General features: G+C 65.5%; 10 protein-coding genes. 9 read left to right on the top strand and 1 reads right to left on the bottom strand.

The features are described 5' to 3' along the window. Positions 1-10: 10 nt before the first annotated feature. Positions 11-1,267 (bottom strand): multidrug efflux RND transporter periplasmic adaptor subunit MexE, encoded by a 1,257-nt coding sequence (gene mexE / locus AC07Y9_RS15420; protein ID WP_007924837.1) that lies wholly within the window; start codon positions 1,265-1,267, stop codon positions 11-13. Between the two features lie 516 nt (positions 1,268-1,783). Here mexE and AC07Y9_RS15415 point away from each other — a divergent pair. The 9 genes from AC07Y9_RS15415 to AC07Y9_RS15375 all read left to right on the top strand — a co-directional run bounded on the left by AC07Y9_RS15415 (position 1,784) and on the right by AC07Y9_RS15375 (position 12,191). Continuing rightward, positions 1,784-2,746: an ABC transporter substrate-binding protein gene (locus tag AC07Y9_RS15415; protein WP_102680361.1), complete on the top strand. Its 963-nt coding sequence runs from the start codon at positions 1,784-1,786 to the stop codon at positions 2,744-2,746. A gap of 16 nt (positions 2,747-2,762) precedes the next feature. Further along, positions 2,763-4,082 carry an LLM class flavin-dependent oxidoreductase gene (locus tag AC07Y9_RS15410; RefSeq protein ID WP_087090689.1) on the top strand — a complete coding sequence of 440 codons (1,320 nt, stop codon included), beginning with the start codon at positions 2,763-2,765 and terminating at the stop codon, positions 4,080-4,082. 144 nt (positions 4,083-4,226) lie between these two features. Further along, positions 4,227-5,543, top strand: coding sequence for a flavin-containing monooxygenase (locus tag AC07Y9_RS15405; RefSeq protein ID WP_102680360.1), 1,317 nt, complete (start codon positions 4,227-4,229; stop codon positions 5,541-5,543). Then, complete coding sequence (locus AC07Y9_RS15400) at positions 5,543-5,953, top strand: RidA family protein (RefSeq protein WP_007924833.1); 411 nt, start codon at positions 5,543-5,545, stop codon at positions 5,951-5,953. The genes AC07Y9_RS15405 and AC07Y9_RS15400 overlap by 1 nt, the downstream gene beginning before the upstream one ends. 10 nt (positions 5,954-5,963) lie before the next feature. Then, on the top strand, positions 5,964-6,638 hold the full coding sequence (locus AC07Y9_RS15395) for a DUF1028 domain-containing protein (RefSeq protein WP_102680359.1): 675 nt from the start codon (positions 5,964-5,966) through the stop codon (positions 6,636-6,638). Continuing rightward, entirely contained in the window at positions 6,631-7,791 is a 1,161-nt protein-coding gene (gene argE, locus AC07Y9_RS15390) for an acetylornithine deacetylase (RefSeq protein WP_102680358.1), read from the top strand. The genes AC07Y9_RS15395 and argE overlap by 8 nt, the downstream gene beginning before the upstream one ends. A 33-nt stretch (positions 7,792-7,824) precedes the next feature. Beyond that, entirely contained in the window at positions 7,825-9,318 is a 1,494-nt protein-coding gene (locus AC07Y9_RS15385; RefSeq protein WP_102680357.1) for an aldehyde dehydrogenase, read from the top strand. A gap of 57 nt (positions 9,319-9,375) precedes the next feature. After that, entirely contained in the window at positions 9,376-10,812 is a 1,437-nt protein-coding gene (locus tag AC07Y9_RS15380; protein ID WP_102680356.1) for an APC family permease, read from the top strand. Then, positions 10,809-12,191 carry an aspartate aminotransferase family protein gene (locus tag AC07Y9_RS15375; RefSeq protein WP_102680355.1) on the top strand — a complete coding sequence of 461 codons (1,383 nt, stop codon included), beginning with the start codon at positions 10,809-10,811 and terminating at the stop codon, positions 12,189-12,191. The genes AC07Y9_RS15380 and AC07Y9_RS15375 overlap by 4 nt, the downstream gene beginning before the upstream one ends. The last annotated feature ends 8 nt before the right edge of the window (positions 12,192-12,199 follow it).

The following is a 12,199-nucleotide window of genomic DNA, read 5'->3' as shown; positions in this document are numbered from 1 at the left end:
GTCTTTTCCCTTAACCGCGTGGAGTCGCAGCGCTGGCCAGCTTCGCAGCTGCTTCAGACGCGCCCTTGGCGGGGGCGACTTGAGGCAGGTTGCTGGCTTCCAGGGCCTTTCTTTGTTGCGCCAGGGCGGCGAGGGTTTCCTTGCTGGCCATCGGTACCACTTCAGGGCTGACCGGTGCGCCCGGACGGGCGCGCTGCAGACCCTTGACGATGATGGTGTCGTCCTTGTTCAGGCCGTTGCGCACGATGCGCAGGCCTTCGATCTTCGGCCCCAGCTCGACGGCGCGGTACGCCGGCTTGTTGTCGGCGTCCATCACCAGCACGAACTTCTTGCCCAGGTCGGTACCTACCGCTTCGTCGTTGATCAGCACGGCGGAGTAGGTGCCGCTGCCCACCAGTTTCAGGCGCGCATAGAGGCCCGGGGTGTAGCTGCCGTCGGCGTTGTCGAACACCGCGCGACCGCGGATGGTGCCGGTCTGCGGGTTGACCTGGTTGTCGACGAAGTTCATCTGGCCCAGGTGCGGGTGGCCTTCTTCATTGGACAGGCCGAGGTAGACCGGGGTGGTCTGGCCACGCTGGCCCTGGCGGGCGAGCTGGGTGTACTTGAGGTACACACGCTCGTCGGCGTCGAAGTAGGCGTAGACCTTGTCGGTGGAGACCACGCTGGTCAGCGGGGTGACATCGGCGGTCACCAGGTTGCCGGCGGTGATTTGCGCGCGGCTGACGCGACCGCTGATGGGCGCGCTGACCCGGGTGAAACTCAGGTTGAGCTTGGCCACGTCCAGTTGCGCCTGGATTGCGTCGACTCCGGCGCGGGCTTCCTGGGCGGCGCTGGTGCGGGTGTCGGCCAGCTCGGCGGAGATCGCGTTGCTGGTCAGCAGGCGCTGGCCGCGCTGGGCTTCATTGGCACTGCGGGTGGCGGTGGCCCGGGCTTGTTGCAGCTGGGCTTCCAGGCGGCGCACTTCGGCCTGGAACGGCCGTGGGTCGATCTGGAACAGCAGGTCGCCTTTTTTCACCAGGGCGCCTTCGGTGAAGGCCACCTGGTCGATCTGGCCGGAAACCCGTGGGCGGATCTCTACGGTTTCCGGCGCCTCGAGGCGCCCGGTGAACTCGTCCCATTCGTTGACCGGTTGCTCCAGCACCTTGGCCACACTGACTTTGGCGGCGGGCATGTTGGCGGCCGTTTGCGGCGCCTTGCCACAGGCGCTCATCACCAGCACAGCCAATAATGCGAGAGGGAAGCGTAAGTGTTTGAGTGACTGTTCCATGGATCATCCGCCAATGTATTTGAGATGGGCGGATGATGCTCGGCAGGGGTTGTATCGCACGAATCGAATGAGCCGAAGGTAACTATCATTCGGAATGATATAAGCGCGATGAAAGCCCTCTAGCATGCACCTTTCGTTAGGGTGCTATCAATTACTTAAATGGAATTTCATTGTTTCCACGATTGCAAGGGTAGGAGGCAGAAGCGCGGGGAGGGGACTCATCCTGGCGCGAGCCATCGTGGATCGACCCACGGGTTTTGCACCCGACTGAAAAGCAGCATTTGCCCCGCTGGAGCGAGCCGGCTCGCGGTAGGCCTGGGTTGCGAGGGAGAGTGCTTCGGCAGGTGCGTTACGCCAGGCGTGTCTTTAAATGCAAATTTTGCATATTAAGTTATTCCTAAAATGACTTTTACAGCGCTCCTCGATGTCGTTAGCTTATAGGCTGTGGTTTTTAAGGTCTCTTCTTATATAACCAAATAAATTACAGCCCCGACTTTCGACTTCCTGGAGATTGCCTTGCGTACACTTCTGCAACTGGCCGCGGCCGCGCTGGCCGCGTCCATCAGCCTCGGTGCCTCGGCGCTCACCCTCACCGTCGGCGACCAAAGCTACAACACCCGCGCGGTGATGGATGCCGCCGGTGTGCTCGACAACCTGCCTTATACCCTGGAGTGGAAGCAGTTCACCGCCGGCTCGCCGGTGGCCGAAGCGCTGAACTCCGGCAGCCTCGACCTCGGGTTGCTGGGGGATGCACCGCCGTTGTTCCTCGGTGCCCTGGGGGCGCCGATCAAGGTGATCGCGGTCACCCAGCAGAATCTTTCCGGGGTGGCCATCGTGGTCAACCAGGATTCGCCGATCAAGACCGTCGCCGACATCCGCGGCAAACGCGTGGCGATCTGGAAGGGTTCCTGGAGCCAGCAACTGCTGTTCAGCGCGTTGGACAAGGCTGGCGTGCCCCGTGACGCGGTGGACATCCGCTACCTCAGCGCCCTCGATGCCTTCCATGCGCTGGAAGGCGGCTCGGTGGATGTGATCGCCACCTGGGAACCCTACGTGACGCAACAGGAGCGGCGCGGCGGCCGGGTGATCGCCACGGCGCAAGGGCTGATCCCGGCGCAGAGTTTCGTGGTCGGCAACAACCGTTCCCTGGAAGAAAAACGCGCGGCCATCAGTGATTTCCTGCAACGACTGAAAAAAGCCCGGTCCTGGAGCGTAAACGATCCCGCCCATAGCGAGGCCTATGCCGATGCCTGGGCCGAGCGCACCCGCGCCGATCGCGAGATCGCCCGTGCCTGGTTCCGTCGGGCGAAAACCGACGTGGGGCCGATCAGCCCGCAGAACATCGCCGACGCCCAGAAGACCGTGGATTTCTTCAGTGGCATTGGCCTGATCAAGTCCTACCCGGCCGCCAGCCTGTTCGACACTTCCTTTAATGCCGCCTTGCAGAATCCTTCTGTGACGCTTCAGGCCGCGCCGTAACCACCAAGGACCTTCCATGAGCACACGACAACTGAAACTGGGCGCCCTGACCATGGGTGTCGGTGGCCCCGGCCGGCACAACCTGTGGCTGGACCCCGAATTGCCGGCCGACGCCAGCGTCAATATCGACTGGTACATCGACATTGCGCGCCAGGCCGAGGCGGCGTTGTTCGACCTGATCTTTATCGTCGACAGCCAGTTCATCACCCCGGGTTCGCCGCCCCATTACCTGAATCGCCTGGAACCGCTGACGCTGCTCTCGGCCCTGGCGGTGAGCACGCGGCATATCGGCCTGGTGGGCACGCTCACCACTTCCTATAACGAGCCGTTCAACGTCGCCCGCCGCCTGGCGTCGCTGGACCTGATCAGCAAAGGCCGCGCCGGCTGGAATGTGGTCACCAGCGGCGACGCCGGCACCGCCGGCAACTACGGGCGTGACGAGCACTACGACTACGACACCCGCTATGGCCGGGCCCGGGAGCATGTGCAGGTGGTGCAGGGCTTGTGGCAGTCCTGGGAGGACGACGCCTTTGTCCGGGATCGTGCCAGCGGGCGTTATTTCGACCCGGCCAAGCTGCATGCGCTGAATCACAAGGGCGAGCATTTTTCCGTGGTCGGGCCGCTCAATCTGCAACGCTCGCCACAAGGTCAGCCGGTGATCTTCCAGGCGGGTGACTCCGAACAGGGGCGTGAGCTGGGCGCGGCGATTGCCGACGTGGTCTTCACCCATGCCCCGAGCCTGGAGCAGGGCCAGGCGTTCTACCGGGAAATCAAGGAGCGCGCGCTGCGCCAGGGCCGCGATCCCGAGCAGGTGCTGGTGCTGCCGGGGGCCGAGGTGTTCGTTAGCGATAGCGACGAGCAGGCGCGGGAGCTCGAACGCCATTACCACGCGGCCGATCACAGCTTCGAGCAGGCCCTGCTGGAGTTCGGCCGTTCCTTTGGCTGGCACGACTTCAGCCAGTACGAACTGGATGCACCTTTCCCGGCCCAGGCCCTGGAGTTCGCCCGCAGCAGCTTTTTCACGGTGGCCAAGCGCATCACCGATCGCGCGGTCAGCGAAGGGCTCAGCCTGCGCCAGGCGGTGCAAGCCTCCCGGCAATTGCGCCCGGGTGCCTTTGTCGGCAGCGCCGAAACCGTCGCGGCGAAGATGAGTGAGTGGTTCGAGGCGCGGGCCGTGGACGGTTTCAACATCTATATCGGCCACCCGGGGCAGTTTCGCCGGTTCACCGAGGAAGTAGTGCCCTTGCTCCAGGAGCGTGGGGTGTACCGCCGCGAATACCCGGGCAGCACCTTGCGCGAAAACCTCGGGCTGAGGATTCCGCGCAATCTGCGCTGATGCACAGAAACCCCAGATAGCCAGACAGTTTTTTACTCTCTAGCAACCACAAAAATCATAATTTCGGCATTTCCCGCCTTCTCCCAGAATGCGTCCTACACCGCCCACGGCTGCCTACGTGGGATCACTCAACAGGGCGCAGACATGACAACCCATAAAACAATAATCGACACGCTTGTAGTGGGCGCCGGCCAAGCCGGCGTGGCCATGAGCGAACACCTGAGCCGCCTGGGCGTGCCGCACCTGGTGCTGGAGCGCAACCGCATCGCCGAAGCCTGGCGCACCGGGCGCTGGGATTCGCTGGTGGCCAACGGCCCGGCCTGGCACGACCGCTTTCCGGGCCTGGAATTCGAAGGCCTGGACCCCGATGCCTTCGCCGGCAAGGACCAGGTCGCCGACTACTTCGAAACCTACGCCCGCAAGTTCAACGCGCCGATACGTACCGGCGTCGAAGTCAGGAAGGTGGTGCGCAACACCGCCCGCCCGGGCTTCACCGTGGACACCAGCGACGGGGTGATCGAAGCCCGGCAAGTGGTGGTGGCCACCGGTCCGTTCCAGTGCCCGGTGATCCCGCCGATCGCCCCGCAGGATCAGCGTGTGCTGCAGATGCACTCGGCGGCCTACCGCAATCCGCAACAGCTGCCCGAAGGCGCGGTGCTGGTGGTGGGGGCGGGCTCTTCGGGGGTGCAGATCGCTGATGAGCTGCAACGCGCCGGCAAGCAGGTCTACCTCTCGGTCGGGGCCCATGACCGTCCGCCGCGGGCCTACCGCAACCGTGATTTCTGCTGGTGGCTGGGGGTACTCGGCGAGTGGGATGCCGAGACCATGCAGCCGGGCAAGGAGCACGTGACCATCGCCGTCAGCGGCGCCCGTGGCGGGCATACCGTGGACTTCCGCCGGCTGGCCCACCAGGGCATGACCCTGGTCGGCCTGACCAAGGCCTTCGATAACGGCGTGGTCAGCTTCGAGGCCAACCTGGCCGAGAACATTGCCCGCGGCGATGAAAACTACTTGGCGCTGCTCGACGCCGCCGATGCCTACATCGCCCGCAACGGCCTGGACCTGCCGCAAGAGCCCGAAGCCCGGGTGATGCTGCCGGACCCGCCGTGCCTGACCCAGCCGATCCTCGAACTCGACCTGGCCAAGGCCGGCGTCGGCAGCATCATCTGGGCCACCGGTTATTCGGTGGACTACAGCTGGCTGCAGGTCGACGCCTTCAAGGACAACGGCAAGCCTCGTCACCAGCGCGGCGTGTCCAGCGAGCCGGGGGTCTATTTCGTCGGCCTGCCGTGGCTGTCGCGGCGCGGCTCGGCGTTTATCTGGGGCGTGTGGCACGACGCCCGGCACATCGCCGAGCACATCGTCAAACAGCGCATCTACTTCGATTATCGCGACGCCGCGCAGCGCCAAGCCGAGCGCGAATCCTCCGTTCAATCCGCCAGCCTCATGGGAGCCCGCTGATGCCTACGCATACCCGCATCCGCATGTTCAACACCAAAGACACCTACCCGAACCAGAGCCTGGACAACGACCTGTGCCAGGCGGTGCGCGCCGGCAACACCGTGTATGTGCGCGGCCAGGTCGGCACCGACTTCAATGGCCAGCTGGTCGGCCTCGGCGACCCGCGGGCCCAGGCCGAGCAGGCCATGCGCAACGTCAAGCAACTGCTGGAAGAGGCTGGCAGCGACCTCAGCCATATCGTCAAGACCACCACCTACCTGATCGACCCGCGTTACCGCGAGCCGGTGTACCAGGAGGTCGGCAAGTGGCTCAAGGGCGTGTTCCCGATCTCCACCGGACTGGTGGTCAGCGCCCTGGGTCAGCCGCAGTGGCTGATGGAAATCGACGTGATCGCGGTCATCCCCGAATAAGGAGTGCGCCATGACTTTTTCCATCGTCGGCCGCTGCGCCGAAACCGGCCAGCTGGGCATTGCCATCAGCTCTTCGAGCATCGCCGTCGGCGCCCGCTGCCCCTGGCTGCGCAGCGGCGTGGGCGCGGTGTCGAGCCAGAACATCACCTTGCCGGCCCTCGGCCCCCAGGTGCTCGATGGCCTGGGCGAAGGCCTGGCGCCAGCGCAGGCCCTGGACCAGGCGCTGACCCGCAACGGCTACAGCCAGTACCGCCAGGTGGCGGTGGTGGATGCCCGGGGGCGCACGGCGGTATTCAGCGGCAACCACGCACTGGGCATTAACAATGCCGTGGCCGGTGAGCAATGCGTGGCGGCCGGTAACCTGCTGGCCAACAGCGTGGTGATCGAGCGCATGGTCGAGGCCTTCGAAAGCAGCGAAGGCTGCCTGGCGGCGCGGCTGCTCAGCGCGTTGCAGGCCGGGCAGGACGCCGGGGGTGAGGCGGGCGCGGTGCATTCGGCGGCGCTGTCGGTGGTTGGCGAGCTGGTCTGGCCGATCGTCGACCTGCGGGTGGACTGGGCCGAGGCCAACCCCATCGGCGAGTTGCAGAAACTCTGGAGCGCCTACGAGCCGCAGTTGCAGGACTACCTGACCCGCGCCCTCAACCCGACCCTGGCGCCGAGCTACGGAGTGCCGGGCGATGAGTGAGCTGCGCAGCCGCGCCTTGCTGGCCAGGCTGGTGGGCTTTGCCACGGTCAGTCGCGATTCGAACCTGGCCTTGATCGAGTTCGTGCGCGACTACCTGCACGGCCTGGGCGTGAGCGGCGAGCTGATCTACAACGCCGAGCGGACCAAGGCCAACCTGCTGGCCAGCATCGGTCCGGCGGTGGAAGGCGGCATCGTGCTGTCCGGGCACACCGACGTGGTGCCGGTGGACGGCCAGCCCTGGACGCTCGACCCCTTCAGCCTGACCGAGCGTGACGGCAAGCTCTACGGGCGCGGCACCGCCGACATGAAAGGCTACCTGGCCTCGGTGCTGGCCGCAGTGCCGCTGTTTCTCGAAAGCCCGCTGCGCCGGCCGGTGCACCTGGCGTTCTCCTATGACGAGGAAGTCGGCTGCCTCGGCGTGCGCAGCTTGCTGGAAGTGCTGCCACAGCGCATCCCGCAACCGGCGCTGTGCCTGATCGGCGAGCCCACCGAGCTCAAACCGGTGCTCGGCCACAAAGGCAAGCTGGCCATGCGTTGCCATGTGCACGGCGCGCCATGCCACTCGGCCTATGCGCCTTACGGGGTCAACGCCATCGAGCAGGCGGCGCGGCTGATCGGCCGGCTGGGGGAGATCGGCCAGCGCCTGGCGGCCCCTGAGCATCACGACGCTCGCTTCGACCCGGCGTTCTCCACTGTGCAGGTCGGGGTGATCCAGGGCGGCACGGCGCTGAATATCGTCCCGGCCGACTGCCGCTTCGACTTCGAGGTGCGCGCCTTGCCGGCCTTCGAACCCCAGGCGGTGGTGGACGAACTGCAAGGCTATGCCGAACAGGACTTGCTACCGGCGATGCAGGCGATCAAGGCCGACACGGCAATCCGCTTCGAAGCGATCTCGGCTTATCCGGGGTTGGCGACTGCCCCTGAAAGCGCCGCCGCGCGGCTGGTGGCGCAACTCTGTGGCAGCACGGACTTCAGCACCGTGGCCTTTGGCACCGAAGGCGGGCTGTTCGACCAGGCCGGCATTCCGGCGGTGGTCTGCGGCCCCGGCAGCATGGACCAGGGCCACAAGCCGGACGAGTTCGTCAGCGTCGAGCAGATGGCGGCCTGCGACCGCTTGATGGACCGCCTGGCCGAATACCTCTGCAAGCACTGATAAACGACCCTTCATAAGAACAAGGAACTCGCGGTGAAAGATTTCAACGAGTGGACAGCCCTGGCGCAGCGCCAACGCCTGATCGACAGCGCCTTTATCGACGGTGAGGCGTGCCAGGCCGAGAGCGGCGCGCGCTTCGATGTGGTCAACCCGGCCACCGAGAAACGCCTGGCCCAGGTGGCCGCCTGCGGCGCGGTCGAGGTCGACCGGGCGGTGCGCAGTGCCCGTCGTGCGTTCGAGCAGGGCCCCTGGGCCAGGATGGCGCCCGGCGAGCGCAAGGCGATTCTGCTGCGCCTGTCGCAGCTGATGTTGGAGCACCGCGATGAACTGGCCTTGCTCGATTCCCTGAGCATGGGCAAGCCGGTGATGGATGCCTGGAATATCGATGTGCCGGGCGCGGCCCATGTATTTGCCTGGTACGGCGAAAGCCTCGACAAGCTCTATGACCAGGTGGCGCCGAGCGCCAGCAATGTCCTGGCGACCATCACCCGGGTGCCGCTGGGGGTGATCGGCGCGGTGGTGCCGTGGAATTTCCCGTTGGACATGGCCGCCTGGAAGCTGGCCCCGGCCCTGGCCGCCGGTAACAGCGTGGTGCTCAAGCCGGCCGAACAGTCGCCGTTCTCGGCCCTGCGCCTGGCCGAGCTGGCCATCGAAGCCGGCCTTCCCAAGGGCGTGCTCAACGTGGTGCCGGGCCTGGGCGAGGAGGCCGGTCGCGCCCTCGGCCTGCACATGGAGGTGGATGCCCTGGTGTTCACCGGTTCCACCGAGGTCGGCAAGTACTTCATGCAGTACGCCGCGCAATCGAACCTCAAGCAGGTCTGGCTGGAGTGCGGCGGTAAAAGCCCGAACCTGGTGTTCGCCGATTGCCAGGACCTGGACCTGGCGGCCGAGAAAGCCGCGTTCGGCATCTTCTTCAACCAGGGCGAAGTCTGCTCGGCCAACTCGCGCCTGCTGGTGCAGCGCTCGATCGCCGATGGGTTCATCGAGCGCCTGGTGGCCAAGGCGCGCCAGTGGCAGCCGGGCAATCCGCTGGACCCGGCGAGCCGGGCTGGGGCCATCGTCGATGCGCGCCAGGCCCGGCGCATCAGGCAGTACATCGAGCAGGCCCAGGCCGAGGGCGCGCAGCTGGTGTGCGGCGGTCGGCAACTGAGCATCGACGGTTCGAGCAACTTTATCGAGCCGACCATCTTCAGCGGCGTGACCGCCGACATGACCCTGGCCCGCGAAGAGGTGTTCGGCCCGGTGCTGGCGGTCACGCTGTTCGACGACGAAGACCAGGCGGTGGCCCTGGCCAACCAGCACATCTATGGCCTGGCCGCTTCGCTGTGGACCGACGACCTCAATCGCGCGCATCGAGTGGCGCGGCGGCTGAATGCCGGGACCGTGTCGGTGAATACCGTCGATGCGCTGGATGTCACCGTGCCCTTCGGCGGCGGCAAGCAGTCGGGCTTCGGCCGCGACCTGTCGCTGCATTCGTTCGACAAGTACACCCAGCTGAAAACCACCTGGATTCAACTGCGCGGCTGAGGGCCCCGAGAGCAGCACCGATCTTCAAAAAAATAGAACAACAAGACGGAGCAACCGATGAACAGCAATGCAAGCGTGCAAACCGGCGCCCTGGCGCCGCCCGCGAGTCGCAAGAAACTCGGCCTCACCGCGCTGTTGGCGGTGGCCATCGGCCTGGTGGTTTCACAAGGCGTGATGGTGCTGATGCTGCAAGGCGTCGGCATGGCCGGCCTGGGCTTTATCGTGCCCCTGGGCCTGGCCTACCTGTTGGCCCTGAGCTATGCCTGTTCGTTCTCCGAACTGGCGCTGATGATCCCCCGCGCCGGCAGCCTGAGCACTTACACCGAGGTCGCCATCGGCCAGTTCCCGGCGATCCTGGCGACCTTTTCCGGCTACATCGTGGTAGCGATGTTCGCCTTGTCGGCCGAGCTGTTGCTGATGGAGTTCATCATCGACAAGGTCTACCCGCACTCCATGCCGCCGCTGACCGTGGCCCTGGGGGTACTGGCGCTGTTCACCGTGCTCAACCTGTTCAACATCGACATCTTCGCCCGCCTGCAGACGGTGCTGGCGGTGGTGATGACCGTGGTCTTGCTGGTGATGGGCCTGAGCGCGATGAACAGCGACATTGTCGTGCCCAACCCGACGCTGTTCGACAGCGCCCACTGGAACCCCCTGGGCCTGGGGGTGATCGCCCTGACGGCCATGGCGGTCTGGGGCTTCGTCGGCGCCGAGTTCGTCTGCCCGCTGGTGGAAGAAACCCGGCGTCCCGAGCGCAATATCCCGGGCTCGATGATGCTCGGCCTGACCATCATCTTCGTGATCATCAGCCTGTATGGCCTGGGCGCCTTGCTCACCGTGCCCCAGGCGGAACTGGCCAGCAACGGCCTGCCGCATTACCTGTTCGCCACCACGGTGTTCGGCGAGGCGGGCAAGGTGTTCCTGGTGACCGCCGCGATCACCGCCACCTGCAGCACCCTCAACAGTTCGCTGGCGGCGATCCCGCGCATGCTGTTCGGCATGGCTCGCAATGGCCAGGCCTTCGGCGTGTTCAAGCGCCAGGGCAAGCGCACCGGCGCGCCCTGGGTGGCGGTGCTGTTCATCGCCGCGGTCACTGGCCTGCCGTTGCTGCTGATGCACGACCATGCCGATGCGATCAACCAGCTGCTGCTCTCGGCGGCCCTGGCCTGGCTGCTGGCCTACATCATCACCCACGTCAATGTCATCGCCCTGCGTCGCCGTTACCCGCAGGTGGCGCGGCCGTTCCGCACGCCGTTCTACCCCTTGCCGCAGGTGTTCGGCATCGTCGGCATGCTGTTTGCGATCTGGAACGTGTCGCCCAGCCCGGAGATGACCTTTTCGATTTTTGCCTACGCAGGTCTCGTGCTGCTGATCGTCTCGATCATCGCCGTGCTGTGGATCAAGGGCGTGATGGGCAAGCCACTGTTCAAGCCGGAGCCGCTGGCCAGCGTGCTCGGCACTCTCGATAAAAAACCGCAAGGAGACTCGCAATGACCGTTCAGATCAAACCCGTGCGCAGCACCGGCGACTACCAGGCCGCGGATGCCGCGCACCACATTCATGCGTTCCTCGACCAGAAGGCGCTGAACGCCGAAGGGCCGCGGGTGATCGTGCGCGGTGAGGGCCTGGCGCTCTGGGACAACGACGGCAAGCGCTACCTGGACGGCATGTCGGGCCTGTGGTGCACCAACCTCGGCTACGGCCGCAAGGACCTGGCCGCGGCCGCCAGCCAGCAGCTCGAGCAGCTGCCGTACTACAACATGTTCTTCCACACCACCCACCCGGCGGTGGTCGAGCTCTCGGAGCTGCTGTTCAGCCTGCTGCCCGCGCACTACAGCCACGCGATCTACACCAACTCCGGCTCCGAGGCCAACGAGGTGCTGATCCGCACCGTGCGCCGCTACTGGCAGATCCTCGGCAAGCCGCAGAAGAAGATCATGATCGGCCGCTGGAACGGCTACCACGGCTCGACCCTCGGCGCCACGGCGCTGGGCGGGATGAAGTTCATGCACGACATGGGCGGGGTGATCCCGGACGTGGCGCACATCGACGAGCCGTACTGGTTCGCCCACGAAGGCGACCTGACCCCGGCCGAGTTCGGCCAGCGCGCTGCGCGCCAGCTGGAGGAGAAGATCCTCGAACTGGGCGCCGAGAATGTCGCGGCCTTCGTCGCCGAGCCCTTCCAGGGCGCCGGCGGCATGATCTTCCCGCCAGAAAGTTACTGGCCGGAAATCCAGCGCATTTGCCGCCAGTACGACGTGCTGTTGTGCGCCGACGAAGTGATCGGCGGTTTCGGCCGTACCGGCGAGTGGTTCGCCCACCAGCATTTCGGCTTCGAGCCCGACACCCTGTCGATCGCCAAGGGCCTGACCAGCGGCTACATCCCCATGGGCGGTCTGATCCTCTCCAGGCGCATGGCCGAGGTGCTGGTGGAGCAGGGCGGGGTGTTCGCCCACGGCCTGACCTATTCCGGCCACCCGGTGGCGGCGGCGGTGGCCATCGCCAACCTCAAGGCCCTGCGCGACGAAGGCATCGTCAGCCGGGTCAAGCACGAGACCGGGCCGTACCTGCAGCGCTGCCTGCGCGAGGTGTTCGACAACCATCCGTTGATTGGCGAAGTGCAGGGCGCGGGTCTGGTCGCCGCCTTGCAGTTCGCCGAAGACAAGGCCAGCCGCAAGCGCTTCGCCAACGAAAACGACATGGCCTGGCGTTGCCGCACCATCGGCTTCGAAGAGGGCCTGATCATCCGCTCGACCCTGGGCCGGATGATCATGGCCCCAGCCCTGGTGGCCAGCCACGCCGACATTGATGAACTGGTCGACAAGACCCGTACCGCCGTAGACAGGACCGCCCGCGAATACGGTCGTCTGTAGGCCCAAAA

Source organism: Pseudomonas sp. GW456-L12, assembly GCF_059424045.1.
Note: the sequence above shows the minus strand (reverse complement) of the source record. Positions and strands in the feature narration are given on the sequence as shown.